Genomic DNA, 20,456 nt, shown 5'->3' with positions numbered 1-20,456 from the left:
CCTCTCTATCAAGGCTAAACAAAAATGATTGAATGATCAAGGAAATAAGCCAAGGGTAGAGATCTCAACAATCAAAAAGCGCCCCTTAGGGACGCTTTCTGTTTATGATAATTCAAGCTGCTTCTTCAATTCAGTCTTCACTTCGTTTAGCTGGTTTTGATCCAATTGGTAATAATAAACTCCATTAGGCTGGTAATCAGAGCCTTTTAGCTGGATGGTATCCACCGATTTCAATGACGTCAAAAGCGGGAACAGCCCGACTAGCTCTTTCATTGAAAGGTTGGTCGCGACATTATCACCAAGTGTATCAATGATATTGTCATATGATGGAATAGATGTTAAGGATTTTGATTTATCAAAAATGGCTTTTAATACTTCCATCTGACGCTGCCCGCGCATTAAATCACTATCTGCTTTTCTTGTTCTTACATATGCGAGAGCTTGATCACCGTCTAGCGTATGAGTTCCTGTTTGAAGCTGTACCTTGCCCTTTGTATCTTTTAGAACCTGTTTGACCACATATTCATCCTTGACGTTAATAGAGACTCCGTTTAGTTCATTGACGATCTCTTTAAATGCTTTGAAATTACTTTGGATCACAAAATCAACCGGAATATCTAGTAAATCTTCGACTGTACTTAAGGTTAAATCTGCACCACCAAATGCGTGTGCATGTGTAATTTTGTCATACCCATGCCCTGGAATATTCACGTATGAGTCCCTTGGAATGCTTAATAATTTTACGGTCTTATTTGTACGATTGACGGTTGCTAAGACCATCGCATCGCTTCGTGCTTGTTTCACTGTTTCGCCCGGTCTGCTGTCAATACCAAGCAATAAGACAGAAAAGCTGTCTTTCCCAGGATCGAATGCTTCAATCCGTTTGACAGATTGAGCGCCGCGATCTAAAGATACTTGTGCTTTTTTTGCAGCGCTTGTCACTTTGTAGTAGGCATAGCCTGTGACAGAAGCGGTTGTCAGTAAAAGAATACCAACTATAAATAGAGTGACTTTCACCCATGGTTTTAAACGCTTTTTTCCTTTGCGTTTGCTTCTTGATTGATCCATATATTTAAACCCTCGCTATGATTTTTATAGTAAAAATGTCCTTCTTTTTGCTTACAAACTAAAACAAATATACCTTAAAACGGGATATAGTGCGACATTTTTTTCACTAACGCTTAATTGACGTATCCTTATCGTAAAAAGTTTCAATAATACGCAAATGAAATATATTTGTCATAAAACATCGAAATGTTTGAAGTGACAGAAAGTGAGGAAAATGATTTTTCATAGAGAAACATCCAGTACATACAGAACAAAAGAGGGGTTATGAACATGAAAAATCGGAATGGGTGGCTATATTTCTTCGGCGCACTAGGTGGCGCCTTATATGGCTATGATACAGGTGTCATTTCTGGCGCCATCTTATTTATGAAAGAGGATTTAGGGTTAAACGCATTTACAGAGGGACTTGTTGTCAGCTCGATTTTAATCGGAGCGATGCTCGGTTCCTCTTTATCTGGAAAGCTGACAGATCAATTTGGGCGAAAAAAAGCCATCATCGCCGCAGCGATTTTGTTTATTATCGGGGGATTTGGTACAGCCCTTGCCCCGAATACGGAAGTGATGGTCTTGTTCCGAATTGTGCTAGGGCTTGCTGTCGGGTGCTCGACAACGATTGTTCCATTATATTTATCTGAACTTGCTCCGAAGGAATCGCGAGGAGCACTGTCCTCATTAAATCAACTCATGATCACATTTGGTATTCTACTCGCCTATATTGTGAATTACGCTTTAGCGGATGCAGAGGCATGGCGCATGATGCTTGGAATTGCGGTTGTTCCTTCTGTGCTTTTATTATGTGGGATTATGTTTATGCCGGAAAGTCCCCGCTGGCTGTTTGTCCATGGACAGGCAGACCGTGCAAAAGAGATATTATCTAAACTGAGAAAGAGTAAGCAAGAAGTGGAAGAAGAAATTTCAGACATACAACAGGCAGAAAGTGAAGAAAAAGGCGGTTTTAAGGAATTATTTGAGCCATGGGTGCGCCCAGCATTAATCGCTGGTGTCGGTCTTGCCTTTTTGCAGCAGTTTATCGGTACCAATACGATTATTTACTATGCACCAAAAACATTCACAAGCGTTGGTTTTGGCAATTCAGCGGCCATTTTAGGAACCGTCGGAATTGGGGCAGTGAATGTCGTCATGACGTTTGTGGCGATTAAAATTATTGACCGTGTAGGGCGTAAAGCGCTGCTCTTATTTGGCAATGCTGGCATGGTCCTAAGTTTAATTGTCCTGTCAGTGGTCAATCGATTTTTCGAAGGGTCAACAGCGGCAGGATGGACAACTATTATTTGTTTAGGTCTCTTTATTGTCATCTTTGCTGTCAGCTGGGGTCCTGTTGTTTGGGTCATGCTTCCTGAGCTTTTCCCGGTACATGTCCGAGGGATTGGTACAGGTGTCTCTACCTTCCTCCTTCATACAGGAAATTTAATCATCTCGCTTACATTCCCAACTTTACTAAGCGCGATGGGTATCAGTAATCTTTTCCTCATTTATGCGGTCATCGGCGTAGGCGCCTTCTTATTTGTGAAATATATGGTGACTGAAACGAAAGGGAAAAGTCTTGAAGAAATTGAAGACGATTTAAAAAAGAGGAATCGTGCCGTCACAGGTGACGAAGGAAAAACGGTGTGAACCACGACCAGCTGCCCAGATGCGGCTGGTTTATCTTTGTTAAACAAACGTTTAATCAAGAAAGGACAATCTCTCATCTTCTGAACGTGCTGCATATGACATACATATGGAACATGCGGGCGAAAGGTGGAAATGAGATGAAAGGGAAAACGAGCATTGTCATGCTGACATACAATGAACTGCATTTAACGAAAAAATGTATCGACAGCATCAAGCAGCATACCCGAAGTGAACAATATGAACTCATCATTGTTGATAATGCATCAACCGATGGGACGAAGGAATATGTGAGAGAGCTGAACGATGTGATCTTCATAGAAAATGAAGAAAATCGAGGCTTTGCAAAGGGCTGTAATCAAGGAGCAAAAAAAGCGACAGGAGATAGCATTCTCTTTTTAAATAACGACACGATCGTCACGGAAAATTGGCTTTCTCCACTAAGGGAGGCGTTATTTGCATCAGAACGTATTGGGATGGTAGGGCCAGTCTCCAACTATGTGAGCGGCCCTCAAATGGTCGAGCCAACGTATACAGATGTGAAGGAACTGCCAGCCTTTGCGAAGAATTATACGGCTGCGAAAAAAGGTCAGAGAACTTATGTACATCGGCTTGTGGGGTTTTGTCTACTTGTGAAAAAAGAGCTCATTGAAAAGGTGGGTTTATTTGATGAGCGGTTTGTGTACGGATCATTTGAGGATGACGACCTTTGTTTGAGATCCTTGCTGAACGGATATCAGCTTCAAATCGTTCACGATTCATTTGTGCATCATCACGGTCATGCAACCTTTCGAGCAAATCAAGATACGAACATCACTACATTGTTTACAGAAAACAGGCTACGGTTTTTAGATAAATGGGGAATTGATCTCAATTTGATGACCCCTCATCCGTACTTTGCAGATCTACTGCCTGAAGATGTTGCCTGTGTACTGGATGCAGGATGCGGCGCAGGGGCAACAGGGCTTGAACTCATGAATCGGCAGTCTGTTGACATGTACGGCGTAGAGGCTGATCCATTAAAAGCAGCCATCGCAAAGGCTTATTACAAAGAAGTCATTGAGGCAAAAGCAGATGAGTACCCGTGGTTAGAGAAAAAGGCCTTTTTTGATGCGGTCATTTTTTCGGATGTTTTAGAGCATGTGTCAGATCCTTGGCATATGATTGAACAAGCGCACGCATCTTTAAAACCGGGCGGCGTGATCATTTGCTGCTTGCCGAACATGATGCATGCGGAGGTGCTACTCCCGTTAATGACAGGGGATTTTACGTATCAAGATGTAGGAATTTTAGATCGAGGTCACTTGAGGTTCTTCACACCAAACACAATGCGTGCGCTTTTCCCAAATCATTTGTTTGAACGGGTGATCGAGCAGAGGATCAATGTTCCGATAGATCAAAACGTGCAATTGTTTTTTGATGAGATAGCAAGAGTAGGAACGTCACTTGGCTTGCAAACAAAAGCGTTAACTGATCAAGTGACACTATATCAGCTTTTAATTGTCGTACGTAAAAAAGGCGGGTCCTCTTCGGGATAACCGCCTTTTGCATTACCATTTGAAGCTTTTCGTTGAGCCCTCTGCACCAAAGTTTAAAATGCTGACTTTGACATCATATTCGATTTCCGCTTTTTGAAAGAGCGCATCCCATTCGTCTCGATGCTTTTCCCAATAGTCAGGGTATTTAATACGAAATTGCCGGCTTAAAAAGATAGGATCAACGCCCACCTCTTTTTGCACATGATGAACCGCTTTTTGAATCCTTTGTTTGATTTTATTTGCAAAAAGACGCTCAAATCTTTGGATGTACTGCTCATCGTATGAGTTTTCTGCAGGATACTGATCTTCAGAAAGCTTTCCATTTGTGTTGACAATAATCTTAAAGGAAATATGCCCATCTTTTAGATAAGGTTCAATTTTAGTTTTGGCTTTCTTAATTTCATATGTGATCGGAAAGCCTTTGTAGGTAGCTGGTACAACGCCGCCTGAGATTCGGTCCATCACCCAGTTTAAAGATTGGACATCCTTTGCAGGGATGAATCCGATCAGCTTTCGGTTTTTTCCGTGAATGATGCCTGCCCCATCATAGATAAGTTCGCCGTCTATCGCGTCTACACTTTGGACAAGGAAGCTCACGCCCATCTGGAAGTAATCAGATGCCCGGCCAATCCGGGTTGGCAGCAAGATCTTTCCGTTAAAGTTTCGATTTTTGGATGTTTCAAAGATATGTTCAACTGGAACCTTTTGCTGTGATTTCAATTTTTGATTGATTACTTTTGATGCATCACCACGTGACACGAGGAGATAGCTGCTTCGCCGAACTTCATCATCTCGAATAAAATGATTGAGCGTTCCTTGAATATCGTGATGTTCTGCTTGATCTTTGCCGAACAGAAAGATTTTTAGATGATCACTATAGATTGGCGGGTCCTTTAAGGCGACATTACTGACAGCCTCCAGCACGTTTTTCCCCTTCGAGACGACGTTTACATAGCCAGGAGAATCAGCCTCTTGTGTTCCGCCCATCTTCGGCACCAGGTTTTGGTAAGTGAGCTTAACTCCTTTCTGTTCCTCCTCATCTATTCCAACGCCGCGCACAAATGATAATTTTTCAATATCTTTTAAGTCCCAGCACCCTGCTGATAGAAGGAAGAGACAGCAGGACAAAAAAATGAACAATACACGTCTTCCTCTCATGCAGATCGACCTCCCCATTTTTTGCGTATCATCAGCAGAATGGCTGTAATAAAAGGAATGGCTAAAACGACGAACAATGCATAGCCGAGTAAAGTAGAGTAGTAAAAGACTTCATTGATATTTCTCGGAAATAAAGAGAGGGCAGAGGTAATCAAAAACAGCAGCCATAGCAGTCTCGTTACATTGGTCGTCTTAAAGACTGTGTGGCAACCTTTAATGGCAAATTGGAAAAAGCCAAGCATACAAATAAACTGTTGGCACGTCCAAATCGTCAGCAAAAAAATATCAAATCGTTCAATGAAGACCCCTTCAAGTTCTAGTGCTTGAATGAGGGATACAGTCGGCCAGGTGAGGGATTTCGTTTCACCTACTGTCATAGAACCAATCACAACAAAGAGCGTGAGGGAATAGATAAGAGAAGTAATCCCAACCCCGATCGCAGCTGCCCATTTCGCTTTTGACCATTTGTCTTTATAAATAAGTGGTACAACAAACAAAATGACCTCAAAGCCAGTAAATTGAATAAAGGTTTGAGAGAACAACTTGCTAAAATCCCGAAACCCGTGCGCCATCACAGGACGCAAATAATCAAAATCGAATATTTTCAAACTAAACAGCATGAGCCCAATATAAATAATCATCGTCATCGGATATATGTATGTCACCATTTTGACTATTGGAAAAATACCACTTTTCAAATGATAGATCGCGACGAGAAGAAAAATCATCACAATCACTGCCATGGGAGTCGATTCCAGCAGGAAAAATTGGACGACTTCCCCGAGAACACGCGCTTCGAAACCGACGATGCCTAGTAAATAGACAATCAGCATTAAATTGAAGAACGTGCCAAAGATGGCACCGGCTCCTTTTCTATTTGACTCAAAAATGGTATCCGGCGCATTTTTTTCAGCAATCCATCCCAATAAAAAAGCAACGAAAGCGAAGATGACTCCCTGTATTAATACAATGATCCAGCCATCAGGGAATCCTGAATTGGCAGAACTGCGTGGAATGGTTAAAATTCCAGCGCCTATCATTGTAGAGCTGCACAGAATGGTGACTTGTAACAATGATAGCTTCTCAGCTCTGTACATCGGTTAATCTCCTTGTCTTTTGAGATTTTTTATTTTTGCTGTTTTCGGTCTCGATTTAAATAACCCAATTGGTAGACGTACATACGTATCCTTTAAATCTGAAAACGGTGAAGACAAAACAGGCGTGAAATAGTCAAAACCAAAGGTCTTTAATTGCATCAAGTGACAAAGCACAAATAAATAACACATGATTAAGCCATATAACCCAAACATCGCTGAACTGAAAATGGCCATAAATCGCAAGATACGCAGCGGGAAACTAAAGTCATAGGATGGTGCCGTAAAGTCAGCGAGTGCCGTCAGCGACACAATAATCACCATTAAGGCACTGACGATATTGGCTTGGACAGCCGCCTGACCAATGATGACGCCGCCAATGAGCCCAATTGTCTGCCCGATGGCTCTAGGCAGCCGAAGTCCAGCTTCCCGCAGCAGCTCTATCGTAAAAGACATGAGAATCGCCTCAACAACAGGAGGGAACGGAACATTCTGACGGCTGCCTGCGATGGTGAGTGCCATCCGTGTTGGTAATAAGCCTGGGTGATAAGAGACAAGTGCAATGTAAAGCCCGGGTAAAAAAATCGTGAGCAAAACAGCGATATAACGGAGTAAACGTAAAAGAGTCGCACTAGTCCATCTCTGATAATAATCTTCAGGTGATTGCATCAAGGCTGTAAAGGTCATCGGTAAAATGAGTGCAAAAGGAGTGCCATCGAGTAAAATCGATACTTTCCCTTCAAGCACAGATGCAATCACCCGGTCTGGACGTTCTGTATTTTGAATCTGCGGAAAAATGGAGATGTGGCTGTCCTCAATCAGTTGTTCAATATAGCCGGTTTCAGGGATGTCATCCATTTTAATTTCGGACATCCGTGATAAAACATCTTCAACTAATTTGGGATCAACAATATCACGAACGTATACAAGGGCTGCGGCCTTCTTATTGCGAGTACCTACATTCACCTTTTGAATGACAAGGTTTGGGTCGTTTGCCCGCTCACGAATTAAAGCCGTGTTTTTTTCAAGGTTTTCAATAAAACCGATCCGAGGCCCTCTTACAAGGACTTCCGATTGCGGCTCTTCTACTTCTCTAAATTGAAAAAGGTTCGTTTGGAGCGCAAGTGCTTGTGCCGCACCATCTACAAATAAAATAGCCCTGCCGCTATATAACTGCTCGATGGCAAGGTTCATATCCTCCAGCACGTCATTTTGGATGCCAAAGAACGTTTTAGACAGAGCCGGAAGCGTATTAGGATCAACCTCGGTAATATCCAGTTCCTTTTGCATGGGTGAAATGATTTGTTTGGAAAGCATCTCAAATTCTGTGAGTCCTTCAACGTACATGAGACATGCAGAGATAGCAGAAGGACCAAATGAAAATGAGTGGAACACGATATCATCACTTTTCCCGGCAAAGCTCTTGACGCGCTTGATGACGGACGCTATATCTTGTTCAATACGACTTTTCATAATACCTCACCCTCATGTTCATGTTTTTTATAGAGTGACTCGGATGGTGGAGAATTATGCAAATAGAAAAAAGAGAATCCCTGCAAATAGGAATTCTCTCGTCTGTTTATCTCGCAAGCCAGCCGCCATCAACAGCTAAAATATGACCGTTCATATAATCGGAGGCTGGTGAGCTAAGGAAAACAGCCGCACCGGCTAGATCCTCAGGCTTTCCCCAGCGCCCGGCAGGGATTCGTTTGAGAATCTCTTCATTTCGATTCTCGTCGTCCCGAATGGCTTGCGTATTATTGGTCGCAATGTAACCAGGAGCGATCGCGTTCACTTGTATATGCTGGTTCGCCCATTCGTTTGCAAAGGCCTTCGTCAGCCCTGCGACTGCGTGTTTACTTGCTGTATAAGCGGGGACAAAGACGCCGCCTTGAAATGATAGAAGGGAGGCGATATTGACGATTTTCCCTTGCCCATTTTTCAGCATCTGCCGCCCAACCCTTTGGGTGAGGAAAAAGAGACTATTGATATTCACATCCATGACCGTATGCCAATCTTCCTTTGAATAATGAGCGGCCTGCTCTCTTTTAATGGTGCCAGCATTATTGATTAAAATATCAATCGTATGCTTTTGTAACATGGCATCGACAGCCTGCTTTGCACTTTGAGGATCGGAAAAGTCAACCTGAACCGCATGAAACGAGCGGCCCGCCTGTTCGACAAGCGCTTTCGTTTCCTCAAGCGGTGTATGGTGGTATGTGCCGATAATATCTGCGCCTGACCTGGCAAGCGCCACAGCAATGCCCTGCCCAATGCCCGTTCCAGGACCTGTCACAAGGGCTGTTTTGCCTTCAAGAGAAAAGAGGGACGCTACATAGGATGCTGTTGTCATCACATTACCTCAGCTGGTCCATTGGGACAAAGTCCATATCTTTGAACGTATAGTTCTCGCCAGCCATCGCCCAAATAAATGAATAATTCGCTGTGCCCGAGCCTGAATGAATGGACCAAGCAGGAGAAATGACCGCTTCTTCATTAGCCACAACGAGATGTCTTGTTTCAGATGGCTCCCCCATAAAATGAAAGACACGAGCATCTTCTTCGATATCAAGATATAAGTACACTTCCATACGCCGATCATGAATATGAGCAGGCATCGTATTCCATGTGTTATTGGTTTCCAGTTGAGTGATTCCCATCATAAGCTGACAGCTTTGGATGCCGTTTGCGTGGATAACTTGATATAGATTTCGTACGTTGGAAGCAGACGCTTCCCCTAAGTGATTCGGTGTTAACTCAGCGATGGCTGCTTTTTGCGTAGGATACGCTTGATGAGCCGTGGCTGATACAAGATAGAACTTGGCTTCCTCGCCGGATGCACTAGCAAACTGTACATCTTCGTGTCCAAGCCCAATATATAAGAAATCTTTGTGCTCCAGTACAAAGGCTTCACCATCGACAGTGACCGTTCCTTGACCGCCGACATTGACAATGCCGATCTCGCGTCTTTCAAGGAAATACTCCGTACGTAAAAAGTCGCTAGCATCTAATTTGAGCGGCTCTGCAGACGGCATGACTCCGCCAATCACTACGCGGTCCTCGTGCGAATAGTAGAGCTTTAATTCACCACTGACAAATAGTGTAGGAATATGAAAATGACGACGAAGTTCCTCTGTTGTAAAACGTTTGACCTGCTCAGGGTGTACAGCATAACGATTTTCCATTTGAGATAAGCCTCCCTTTCCATCTGAAACAAAGTATGGGTATTTTATTTGGTATCGGTTTCAAGGAAAATATTAGAGGAAAAAGAGGGAGACGTCAACCGTTAATTTGAAATCGCTTTCTTTTTGTTTATTTAAATGATTTTTTGCCATCTTCAAGCAAAAAAATCTTCTGGAATTCAAGAAGTTATGTTATGCTCTTTTTAAGTTATTTGAAATCGGTTTCGAAACAAATGAGAAGACATTGATTGTGGGAGTTTTTTGAATGAAAGAGAAAAAGCAAACGAAAGTGACCATCAACGAAGTGGCCGCTTATGCAGGTGTTTCAAAATCAACTGTATCCAGATATATCAATGGCAGAACAAATGAAATTTCTATTGAAAAGGTCAAAAAAATCAAAAAAGCCATTGAAGAACTGCATTATCGTCCGAGTCAGCTCGCCCAAGGTTTGAAAGTAAGAAAAAGCAAGGTCATTGGGTTTATTGTAGCCGACATTACGAATCCATTCTCTGTAGCGACACTTCGCGGAGTCGAAGAAATTTGTGATGAATATGGATACAGCATCATGGTATGCAACACAGATAACCGGCCAGAAAAAGAAAGAGAAATGCTCCTCAAACTAAATGCGCATTATATTGAAGGACTCATCATTAATACGACAGGCCAGAACAATGACATTTTGCAGGATTTTAAGGAAGACGGTGTGCCGATTGTCCTTGTTGACCGGAAATTATCTGAACTAAAAGTCGACACAGTGACAACGAATAACCGTGATATCACGATCCAACTGCTTCAACAAATGTATGAGAAAGGATATGAGCACATCGCCTTCTTTACTGAGCCGGTTGATGGGATCAGTCCTCGTGAAGAACGAAAAGAAGCATATGAACAGACAGCCATGAGTAAACATAAGAAACCTATTATTAAAGAAATTGATTTGAAACAAAAAGAACAATTGCGAGAAGAACTTGTCCATTTTGTTCAAACAAATCAGCGAAAAAAAGCGATTTTAGCAGCCAATGGATTACTGATGCTCAAGTTGATCAGTGAGCTTGTAGAACTCGGGTTAAAGATTCCAGAAGATATAGGCGTCGCAGGCTTTGATGATACAGAATGGTATAAGCTGATTGGGCCTGGAATCACAACGGTTGCCCAGCCATCTCATGAAATGGGGAAAGCCGCCATGAAAAAAATCAAGACTCGGCTTGAAGGGGATGAAAGTGCGCCCCAAACCATTCAACTTGATGGAGAAATCATCGTAAGAAAATCTTTATAAATAACAAACAGAGAAGAGTATACATATGTGCATGCTCTCTCTTTTTCAACTGATTTGAAACCGGTACCAAGAGAGGGGAGAAATGATTGAAAGCATTGGATGCAGTCACATTTGGGGAATCAATGGCGATGTTTTACGCAAAAGAAGCCGGAGAGCTTCATCAAGTGCATACATTTCAAAAGGCGCTTGCTGGTGCTGAAAGTAACGTGGCAGTCGGTTTGGCGAGGCTAGGTTTTGATGTGGGATGGATGAGCAAAGTCGGAGCAGATTCACTTGGCACATTTATTTTAGAAGAGCTTCAAAAAGAAGGAGTCGATACAAGTGCAGTGATTCGTTCAAATGATGGGGCCAAAACGGGGATCTTACTTAAATCCAAAGTGATGGATGGAGATCCTGACGTTACGTATTATCGCAAAGGTTCTGCTGCGAGCACCATGAGTCCAAGTGACTTTCCTGCGGATTATTTCAAACAGGCAGGGCATCTCCATATGACAGGTATTCCGCCTGCATTATCCAGTGAAATGAGAGCGTTCTCTTTTCATGTTCTTCAGAAGATGAAAGAAGCAGGCAAAACCATTTCATTTGATCCAAACCTTCGGCTGCAGCTATGGGAAGAGGAGGAAGATATGATCCATACAGTGAATCAAATCGCTTATCAAGTGGATTGGTTTTTTCCGGGGCTTGCAGAAGGACAAAGGCTCACAGGCTGTCATGAGCCGGAAGAGATTGCAGATGTTTATTTACAAAAAGGCGTCAAGCTTGTGGTCATTAAGCTCGGTGCAGAAGGTGCCTATTATAAAAGTGCAGCCAATCAGGGGATGGTGAGCGGCTTTTATGTGCCCAATGTCGTGGATACAGTCGGTGCCGGTGATGGATTTGCCGTGGGGGTTATCAGCGGCTTACTGGACGGTTTATCATGTGAAAAATCTGTAACGATAGGCAATGCTGTAGGAGCTCTTGCGGTGATGTCTCCAGGCGATAAGGATGGCCTGCCTACTCGGGAAGAGCTTCAGTCTTTTATAAAAGAAGCCAAACGATATCACAGACGGGAATATATGAAGGGGGATGAAGGATATGGGGAAGTCAGCAAGTTTGAGCGTTAAAGAGCGTCTCGCGGCTTGTAAGCTAATCGCAGTGGTGAGGGCGGGGAGCGAATCGGAAGGCATTGAGATCATTCAGCGTTTAAAGAAAAAGGGTGTTCGTGCCATTGAAGTGACGTATACCACGCCCAATGCGGAACGCATCATCGCATCCTTTCAGCATGAACAAGATCTGATTGTGGGAGCAGGCACAATCACCACACTTCAGCAGGCGCAATCAGCCATTGACGCAGGCTCACAATTTATTGTCAGTCCAGGATATCTTTCTGTCATTGGAGAGCATCTCTCATTTCACGACACACTCTATGTACCAGGTGTCCTCACCCCAAGTGAAATTATGCAGGCAAAAGCAGCTGGATACTGCTTGCTCAAGCTTTTTCCAAGCGGCTCCTTCGGTCTATCCTATATGAAAAACTTACAAGGTCCCTTTCCAGACATTGAATTTATCCCAACCGGCGGCATTCATCCAGCCGATGTGCCTAAATGGCTCAAAGCTGGCGCAGTGGCAGTAGGGGTCGGAAGTCAGCTTGAAAGCAGTACGGCAGAAGAATTACAAGCGGTTCTTTCTTCATAAATAGGCGCTATCAAATGAACAACTGGCAGGTGAATGCCGGTTGTTTGTTCGTTCATCTGACATAACAGCAGGTGAATGCTGACTTTTCACGTACAATATTTATGAAGGAGTGATAGACATGTACATTCAACAAGATACTCTCACAGATGGACAAATAGAGCAGCTGATTACCGCTCATTTAGAAGAAATGAAAAAGCATTCTCCGCCAGAAAGCATCCATGCCCTTCCGTTAGCTGAATTGAAAAAGAAAGGTGTCACAGTGTGGAGTGTTCGGGATGGAGAGGAGCTTCTTGGCTGCGGAGCGTTAAAGGAGCTGTCAAGTGATCACGGCGAAATCAAATCCATGAGGACCGCAGCTCACCATATGCGAAAAGGTGTAGGAAGGTATATGCTGAACCATCTTCTCCAAGAGGCAAAAAGGCGTGGTTATTCACGTATCAGCTTAGAGACAGGTGCGATGTCTTTCTTCGAGCCAGCAAGAAAACTATATGAGAGTGTTGGGTTTGATAGTTGTCCGCCTTTCGGTTCATATGAAGAAGATCCAAACAGTTTATTTATGACAAAGGAATTATAGAGGTCGAGAGAGTATGCTTATAAGCAGCTCTTTTTTTATGCGCAACGTTTGAAAGGGGGAGGATGTGGTGAAAGGTTCAAAGTGGATCGGGGTGTGCGCCTTTCTCACTTTTTGTATCGTTTCTGTCATGTTTTTAACATTATTAGGTCAAGATTTATTTAAAATCGAAAGCGCTTCCGAAAAGGCGTCATCATCCTATCAATATCATTTTGTCCTTGTACCGGAGGAACTTGATAATGAATATTGGCAGCTAGTACAAAAGGGAGCTGCTGATGCGGCAGCCGCTCATCGCGTGTATTTAGAATATTTGGGTCCGAAACAAGCTGATATAGATGACCATTTGAAAACCATTGATATGGCAATCGCAGGGCATGTCGATGGCATAATGACACAGGGACTTGATGCGAAAAAATATAAACCGCTTTTTCAGAAGGCGAGGGAAAAGGGCATTGATGTTGTCACCGTTGATACGGATGCAGAGGGGAGCAAGCGTCAAGTGTATGTTGGCACGGATAATTATTATTCAGGCTTTATCGCAGGACAGGCACTTATCGCAGATACAAAAGGTGAACAGTATGTGGGAATTGTCACAGGAAGGCTTGATGCCGTCCATCAAAAGCAGCGCGTCAAAGGATTTCGAGACGCAGTCGCCGCTGAAAAACGCATTCATATTGCTGGAATAGAAGAATCAGCCATTACAAAATCAGGCGCCTCCGGTGCAGCGTATAAACTATTAAACGATCATGCCAATCTCACTGCATTTTACGGCACGAGTGCATTAGATGGTGTAGGCATCATTCAAGCAACATCGCAATATCAATCGACCACAGATATCTATGTACTCGCATTTGATACGTTGCCAGATACGATTCACGCGCTCGATGATGGAGAGATTGATGCCGTCGTTGTTCAGCACCCTTATGAAATGGGCTATCAAGCAGTGGAATCGCTTGTGCGTTTGCAAAAAGGTGAAAAAGAAGAGCCGCTTCAGTACACAGGAACGAGTGTGATTCGGCGCGAGGATCTGCCGCTCCAGCAAACAGACAGAAGGCAGGGGATGCAGCCGTGAGAAGGATTCGAAGTAAGTTGCTACTGGCATTTTTAACCCTTGTGTTTCTTGGCAACGTGGCCGCTTTTTTCGTCTATTGGAGTAGCTCGAATATCACATCAGAATACAGCAGAAGCTTTCGTTCTTTTCTTCTGCTTAATGATATATCGACAGAGGCAAAAACGATGTATGAAAAGGTCAATGCGTATGCGATTGAAAAGGATCAGCAGTTTGCCAAAGAATATCTAGCTTCAAAACAAAAAATGAAATCCTACGACCAGACATTGCGAAAAGATGCCGGGCTTCATGCGGCAATTCCTTCTATTGAAAAATATCAATATATGATGCGAACGCTCATCAATGAGAGTGATGCGACCATGACACACGTAAAAGAAGGAAAAATCAAAGAATATGCAGCTAGTGTGAAGGAAGTAAGAACCGTCTCCTCCTACATACAAGAGCAAACGATGGCCTTGCTTGATGATGAATTGTCTGAATATCAAGTACTCTATCAATCTCTGCAAAAAAGACACCAAACCTATGCGCTCTTCACCCTATGTTTGTTTACGCTCTCCATTGGGGTCGCATTATGGATGGCGTATATGATTGCTGGAGGAATATCAAGACCAATCGTCCATCTCTCTCGAAGCGTAAAGGAAGTATCGGAAGGAAATTTTGATGGAGCGGACTTGCATGTCACCTCAAACGATGAAATATTTGTATTAAATGAGGCATTTCAGCGAATGCGTCAAGAAATGAAAATGATGATTGAAGAGATGAAACAAAAGGCAGCCTTAGATCAAAAAATCAAAGACATGAAGCTGAAGACGCTGCAAAACCAAATGAACCCCCATTTTTTATTTAATACATTAAACATCGTCTCACGCATGGCTTACTTAGAGTCAGCGGATGCCACATCGAGGTTGATCCAATCTGTTTCCACTCTCATGCGTTATTCGCTGTCAGCTCTCAGTGCATCGGTCACGCTAGAACAAGAAGTAAAAGTGGTCAAAGAATATTTTCATATACAAGAAACAAGATTTGCCGATCGTATCACATGCAAAACAACCATAGATGCATCCTGTTTATCTGTACTTATCCCAAGTCTCACCTTACAGCCGCTTGTTGAAAATGCCTTTATTCATGGTGTCGAGCCAAAGGAGGAAGACGGACTTGTTGAGCTCTCGATCTATCAAGAAGGCGGCTATGTGATGATTCGGATTCGGGACAATGGGATGGGAATCAATGAACAAGAGAAAAGGAGATTGCTATCAGAAAAAGATGAGGAAGACCCAAACATCTTGAGTAAAGGGCATTCAACGGGAATCGGTCTTCGTAATGTGATATCAAGGCTGCGCTTGTTTTACGGAGTACAAAATGCTCTTCAAATTGATTCAAAGCCAAACGAAGGGACCACCATTCAATTGGCTATTCCGATGAAGGAGGGACCGGCATGCTGAACGTGCTGATTGTAGATGATGAAAAGATAGAACGGCTAGCGATGCGGAAGTTCATGACGGATTGGCTTCCAGAGTGTCATATCGCGGGAGAAGCTGAAAATGGAAAAAAGGCGGTTGAATTCGTGCGGGCTGAGCCGGTTCATCTTGTGCTCATGGATATTCAGATGCCTGGAATGGATGGTTTGACAGCGATCAAGCAAATCAAAGCGATCAGTCCTCATACAAAATTTATTATGCTGACAGCCTACGATACCTTCGATTATGCCAAGCAGGCGATGCAAGAAGGGGTGAAGCAATATCTCGTCAAACCGGCTGACAAAGATGAAACCATCGCCGCTATTCGAACGGTTGCGGCAGAGATTCAGCAGGAGGCGTCTCAGCGGCAGGCGGTGGCGGCTGGACAGCAGTCAAAGTGGCTTGAAGCCCATGTCATCAACGGTCAATCCTATACCTCCACGGAATTTCAACAACTGTTTCATGAATTCGAAGCAGGTCTTGTCATCGCTGTGCAGCGGACAATGGGGAATCAGCTGTTGATAGATTTACAGACATCTCCCCTTTTTCATACGGTACCGATTCAAGTGAGTGGTGAGCTGTTTACATGTCTCATTTATCGTCACCAAGCGCCTGGTCAGTTAAAAGCAGATATCCTACAGGCGATTCGAACGGCCACCACAAACGATCAGCCTTCACCGGTCGTTGGCATAGGGCACCCAGTCTCTAATCCGCTTTATCTTCAAAAAAGTGCAGCAGAGGCGAAGCTTTCCTATTATCAGCGGAAAAAGAGCCACGGCGTTGTTCGTTATGGCTTTTACCAAACAGAAGCACATTCTCATCCATTGATCCATCTGCCTGAGCTTGCTGACGATATGATGCAGGCAATGGAAGAAGGGAGAAGAGAGGATGCGCTGGCTTTATTCGATGCCTTTGAACTAGAGGGGGCAACCCTGTCACAACTAAAAGAGCTGCTGATTTTATTTAAATCACGGCTCCGAACAGACTGGCCTATATTCACGATCAACACCTTAGCAGAATGCCGCCAGTGCTGTGAACATTTATTTGATGTGTACGAAGCAAGGACCCAGACTGTGAATGATATGGATCGGGCAAAGCGCTACATCAAAACGCATTTTTGTGAACAGATCACGCTGGAGCAGACAGCCGCCTATGTTGATTTAAGTCCAACCTATTTCACAAAACGGTTTAAAGACGAGACAGGGCTGACATTTAAAGAATATGTGACGAACTGCCGACTGGATAAAATTAAAAAACTTCTCAAAGACAGCTCGCTGAGTTTAAAAGAAATTACCTATCAGGCGGGATATACAGATCCCAATTACGTCAGCCGTGTGTTTAAGAAGATGGTCGGCTGTTCACCGAAGGAATATCGAAAACAGACCGTAAAAAAATGAAGAATTTCATAAAAAAGTGAAGAAGTTTGTCTGAAAAAAAGCAAGGATCTTCCATTATACTTATTTTGATAACGCTTACAAAATAGGGATGGGGGATCAATCATGAAGGTTAAATTAGGCTTTACGCTGTTAGCGCTCTGTATGCTTATCATCACTGCCTGTAGTTCAACGACGAACTCAGATGCAAAAAAAGAGGATGGAGCAGAGAAGCTCGACATTTTCTCTTGGTGGACTGGAGCAGGTGAGGAGGATGGACTAAAAGCACTCATTCAACTGTTTGAAGAGAAAAACAAAGACATCCCAATTGAAAATGCAGCCGTCGCAGGCGGTGCTGGTACAAATGCAAAGGCTGTTCTGACTAGCCGGATGCAAGGAAACGACCCGCCAGCTACATTCCAAGTACATGGCGGAGCGGAGCTGAATGAGAGCTGGGTCGCAGCGGGCAAAATGGAGCCGCTCGATGATCTATATGAAAAAGAAGGCTGGAAGGACAAATTTCCGGAATCACTCATCGACCTTGTCAGCAAAGATGGGAAAATCTATTCAGTACCAGTGAATATTCACAGGGGCAATGTGCTTTGGTATAACAAGAAGGTATTTGATGATGCAGGATTAGAGCCGCCAACGACCTTTGATGAGTTTTTCAAAACAGCAGATGCATTAAAGAAAAAAGGCATTACACCGCTTGCACTAGGGGATAAAGAACCTTGGGCAGCAACGCATTTGTTTGAGAGTGTACTGCTCGGTGTTTTAGGTGCTGACGACTATCAAAAACTTTGGGCTGGCAACATGAAAATGGATGACGCAAAAGTGAAGGAAGCGGCAGATATTTTTGGACGCATGCTTGAATACGTCAATGATGATCACAGTTCACGTAACTGGCAGGATGCCTCGCAGCTCGTAGCAAAAGGGGAAGCTGCAATGAATGTCATGGGCGACTGGGCGAAGGGGTACTTTGTGAATGATCTGGATCTGAAGGTGAATAAAGACTTTGGATACGTGGCGACTCCTGGTACTGAGGGAAGCTTTATGGTGATCACCGATACATTTGGACTGCCAAAGGGCGTGAAACAGCCAGAAAACGTGAAGAAATTCTTATCTGTCTTAGGATCTGTGGAAGGACAGGATGCATTCAATCCGCTGAAGGGATCGATTCCGGCACGTGTGGATGCTGATGTTTCTAAATATGATGAATACGGAAAATCGGCGATGAAGGCATTTAAAGAATCAAAGCTGGCGCCGTCTCTCGCGCATGGTTCAGCTGCTGAAGAAGGATTTGTGACAAAAGCGAATCAAGCCGTCAATATCTTCGTCACACAAAAAGACAGCAGCCAGTTTGTTTCATCTTTAAAAGATTCAATGAAATAAAGACGAGGAGGCGGCGACTAAGCACCGCCTCTTTTTTAAAAAGGAGTGTAGCTTCATGCGTATGGATACATCGCCGATCACAAAAGCAACAACACCCAAACTCAAACGCGTTCGTAGAAAATGGAGTGGGGATCAGCTACTTGCGCTTCTCTTTTTAGCTCCGTCGGCCGTGTTGTTATTCATCTTTGTTTACGGTTTTATTGGCTGGACAGGGTATGTGTCATTATCAAACTGGACCTCGCTTGTTCCTGATTTCTCTTTCGCAGGGCTTCAAAACTATATGATGCTGTTTCAAGATTTTCGCTTTCAGTCAGATCTTCGGAATACGGTCTTTTTTACTCTATTTTTTATTGGAGCCGTTATTGCCTCTGGTCTCGCACTTGCGATTTTACTAGATCAGAAAATAAAGGGTGAATCTCTATTTCGGAATTTATTTTTCTTTCCAATGGCCCTTTCTTTTGTTGTGACAGGGGTCGTCTGGCAATGGATTTTAAACCCGTCCACTGGGGTGAATCTCTTTTTAAAGACGCTTGGTATTCAGCCTAAGTGGTACACGGATACGAACATTTTAGCCGGATTTGCCTGGGGGAAAATTGAGTTTGGTGTCCCTGCGGCCATGATTGCCGTCGTCATTGCAGCTGTTTGGCAGATGACTGGTTTTTCTCTAGCGATGTATTTGGCAGGTTTGAGAGGCATTCCAGAGGAAGTAAGAGAGGCTGCTAGAATGGATGGCGCAACCGAATGGCAGATTTATCGGAAGATTATTTTTCCTCTATTAAAACCGATTACTGCAAGTGTCATTATCATTATGGCTCATATTTCATTAAAGATTTTCGATTTGATTTACTCGATGACAGGACCGGGTGCAAACTTTGTCACAGATGTTCCGGGCGTTTACATGTTTGAAATGACCTTTAGAGGAAACCATTATGCAGGTGGTGCCGCCATCGCGATTGTGATGCTGATCTCTGTTGCGGTCTTTATCGTGCCATATCTCCTGTCGAGCCGGAAGGGGGCGTCATCATGACAGCTAGATGGTTTGTCCGTCCAGTCCTTTATGCTTTATTGATTTTGTGCAGCCTCTTTTTTCTCATGCCAGTCTATGTCATGCTCGTCACAAGTTTGAAGCCATTAAGTGAAGTGACCCTTGAAAAAATGTGGGCGCTGCCATCAACACTCGATTTTTCAAGCTATCAAATCGCATTTGAAAAGCTAGCGCCCAATTTAATGAATTCTCTTTATCTAGTCATTCCGGCCACCTTATTATCAGCTGTCTTAGGGGCGATGAATGGCTATGTCCTATCAAAATGGCGTTTCAAAGGATCGGAAGTGGTCTTTACGCTGATGCTGTTTGGAATGTTTATTCCATACCAAAGTATCCTCATTCCACTCATTCAATTTTTACGTGAAGTCGGATTGTACAATTCGATTCCGGGTTTGGTGCTTGTCCATGTCGTATATGGACTTCCAATCACAACGCTCATGTTTCGAAACTTCTATGTGAGCATTCCTGATGAAATGATTGAATCGGCAAAAATGGACGGCGCAGGGTTTATCGGGATTTTCAGACATATGATTCTTCCGCTTTCGATCACAGGGTTTGTTGTGGTCGCGATTTGGCAGTTCACAAATGTGTGGAATGAGTTCTTATTTGCAGTCACGATGACCACTGCGGAGCATCAGCCAGTGATGGTTGCCTTGCAAAATCTATCAGGCAGTCAAATTGTGCAATGGAACGTCCAAATGGCAGGGGCAATATTGGCCGCACTGCCGACACTTTTGGTCTATATTCTGCTCGGAAAATACTTTGTCAAAGGGCTTCTTGCAGGCTCTGTCAAAGGATAAAATCTTTTCGTGTTATCGTTTTCATTTGGTGTACTGAAAGGATTGACTTCTCTTTAGATAGCGTCATAATAAAAGTTGAGACTTGCTAGTTTTCATCAAGGCTTGGCAAGGATTATCAAAGGGTAGC

18 protein-coding genes are annotated in these 20,456 nt (G+C 43.5%); 12 read left to right on the top strand and 6 right to left on the bottom strand.

All coding sequences use genetic code 11. The annotated features are described in order from the left end of the window. Window positions 1-102: 102 nt before the first annotated feature. Window positions 103-1,068, bottom strand: coding sequence for an LCP family protein (locus MKX52_RS16280; RefSeq protein ID WP_003212964.1), 966 nt, complete (start codon window positions 1,066-1,068; stop codon window positions 103-105). A gap of 270 nt (window positions 1,069-1,338) precedes the next feature. On the opposite strand from MKX52_RS16280, the gene MKX52_RS16275 reads away from it, so the two are divergent. Both MKX52_RS16275 and MKX52_RS16270 read left to right on the top strand, forming a co-directional pair. Further along, window positions 1,339-2,703, top strand: a complete 1,365-nt coding sequence (locus tag MKX52_RS16275; RefSeq protein WP_342491044.1) for a sugar porter family MFS transporter — start codon at window positions 1,339-1,341, stop codon at window positions 2,701-2,703. Between the two features lie 137 nt (window positions 2,704-2,840). Further along, entirely contained in the window at window positions 2,841-4,238 is a 1,398-nt protein-coding gene (locus tag MKX52_RS16270) for a bifunctional glycosyltransferase family 2 protein/class I SAM-dependent methyltransferase (protein WP_342491043.1), read from the top strand. A gap of 12 nt (window positions 4,239-4,250) precedes the next feature. Here MKX52_RS16270 and MKX52_RS16265 read toward each other — a convergent pair whose 3' ends face one another. From MKX52_RS16265 to kduI, 5 genes are all read right to left on the bottom strand, one after another. Beyond that, window positions 4,251-5,396 carry a Ger(x)C family spore germination protein gene (locus tag MKX52_RS16265; RefSeq protein ID WP_342491042.1) on the bottom strand — a complete coding sequence of 382 codons (1,146 nt, stop codon included), beginning with the start codon at window positions 5,394-5,396 and terminating at the stop codon, window positions 4,251-4,253. Next, window positions 5,393-6,493 carry a GerAB/ArcD/ProY family transporter gene (locus MKX52_RS16260; protein ID WP_342491041.1) on the bottom strand — a complete coding sequence of 367 codons (1,101 nt, stop codon included), beginning with the start codon at window positions 6,491-6,493 and terminating at the stop codon, window positions 5,393-5,395. Before MKX52_RS16260 ends, MKX52_RS16265 begins: the two co-directional genes overlap by 4 nt. Window positions 6,494-6,496: 3 nt before the next feature. Next, the gene (locus MKX52_RS16255) at window positions 6,497-7,963 is read right to left on the bottom strand and encodes a spore germination protein (RefSeq protein WP_012011479.1); all 1,467 of its coding nucleotides are present in this window, start codon (window positions 7,961-7,963) and stop codon (window positions 6,497-6,499) included. Between the two features lie 106 nt (window positions 7,964-8,069). Then, a complete protein-coding gene (kduD, locus tag MKX52_RS16250) occupies window positions 8,070-8,843 on the bottom strand; it encodes a 2-dehydro-3-deoxy-D-gluconate 5-dehydrogenase KduD (protein ID WP_342491040.1) in 774 nt (257 codons plus the stop codon). Between the two features lie 4 nt (window positions 8,844-8,847). Further along, a complete protein-coding gene (gene kduI / locus MKX52_RS16245) occupies window positions 8,848-9,675 on the bottom strand; it encodes a 5-dehydro-4-deoxy-D-glucuronate isomerase (RefSeq protein ID WP_144455419.1) in 828 nt (275 codons plus the stop codon). A gap of 262 nt (window positions 9,676-9,937) precedes the next feature. Here kduI and MKX52_RS16240 point away from each other — a divergent pair, with 262 nt between their 5' ends. From MKX52_RS16240 to MKX52_RS16195, 10 genes are all read left to right on the top strand, one after another. After that, window positions 9,938-10,948 carry a LacI family DNA-binding transcriptional regulator gene (locus tag MKX52_RS16240; RefSeq protein WP_342491039.1) on the top strand — a complete coding sequence of 337 codons (1,011 nt, stop codon included), beginning with the start codon at window positions 9,938-9,940 and terminating at the stop codon, window positions 10,946-10,948. 86 nt (window positions 10,949-11,034) lie between these two features. Continuing rightward, window positions 11,035-12,051 carry a sugar kinase gene (locus MKX52_RS16235; RefSeq protein ID WP_342491038.1) on the top strand — a complete coding sequence of 339 codons (1,017 nt, stop codon included), beginning with the start codon at window positions 11,035-11,037 and terminating at the stop codon, window positions 12,049-12,051. Further along, a complete protein-coding gene (locus MKX52_RS16230) occupies window positions 12,023-12,622 on the top strand; it encodes a bifunctional 4-hydroxy-2-oxoglutarate aldolase/2-dehydro-3-deoxy-phosphogluconate aldolase (RefSeq protein WP_342491037.1) in 600 nt (199 codons plus the stop codon). Before MKX52_RS16235 ends, MKX52_RS16230 begins: the two co-directional genes overlap by 29 nt. 118 nt (window positions 12,623-12,740) lie before the next feature. Beyond that, entirely contained in the window at window positions 12,741-13,196 is a 456-nt protein-coding gene (locus MKX52_RS16225; RefSeq protein WP_144458980.1) for a GNAT family N-acetyltransferase, read from the top strand. Between the two features lie 67 nt (window positions 13,197-13,263). Continuing rightward, window positions 13,264-14,265 carry a sugar-binding protein gene (locus MKX52_RS16220; RefSeq protein ID WP_342491036.1) on the top strand — a complete coding sequence of 334 codons (1,002 nt, stop codon included), beginning with the start codon at window positions 13,264-13,266 and terminating at the stop codon, window positions 14,263-14,265. Continuing rightward, window positions 14,262-15,704 (top strand): histidine kinase, encoded by a 1,443-nt coding sequence (locus MKX52_RS16215; RefSeq protein ID WP_342491035.1) that lies wholly within the window; start codon window positions 14,262-14,264, stop codon window positions 15,702-15,704. Before MKX52_RS16220 ends, MKX52_RS16215 begins: the two co-directional genes overlap by 4 nt. Then, a complete protein-coding gene (locus tag MKX52_RS16210; RefSeq protein ID WP_342491034.1) occupies window positions 15,698-17,116 on the top strand; it encodes a response regulator in 1,419 nt (472 codons plus the stop codon). The genes MKX52_RS16215 and MKX52_RS16210 overlap by 7 nt, the downstream gene beginning before the upstream one ends. 102 nt (window positions 17,117-17,218) lie before the next feature. Then, entirely contained in the window at window positions 17,219-18,484 is a 1,266-nt protein-coding gene (locus tag MKX52_RS16205; RefSeq protein ID WP_342491033.1) for an ABC transporter substrate-binding protein, read from the top strand. A 55-nt stretch (window positions 18,485-18,539) separates the two neighbouring features. Beyond that, entirely contained in the window at window positions 18,540-19,511 is a 972-nt protein-coding gene (locus tag MKX52_RS16200) for a sugar ABC transporter permease (protein ID WP_144503022.1), read from the top strand. Next, window positions 19,508-20,329, top strand: a complete 822-nt coding sequence (locus MKX52_RS16195) for a carbohydrate ABC transporter permease (RefSeq protein WP_012011467.1) — start codon at window positions 19,508-19,510, stop codon at window positions 20,327-20,329. The genes MKX52_RS16200 and MKX52_RS16195 overlap by 4 nt, the downstream gene beginning before the upstream one ends. The last annotated feature ends 127 nt before the right edge of the window (window positions 20,330-20,456 follow it).

The sequence above is a fragment of the Bacillus sp. FSL R5-0422 genome, assembly GCF_038610765.1.
Classification (GTDB): Bacteria; Bacillota; Bacilli; order Bacillales; family Bacillaceae; genus Bacillus; species Bacillus pumilus_O.
Note: the sequence above shows the minus strand (reverse complement) of the source record. Positions and strands in the feature narration are given on the sequence as shown.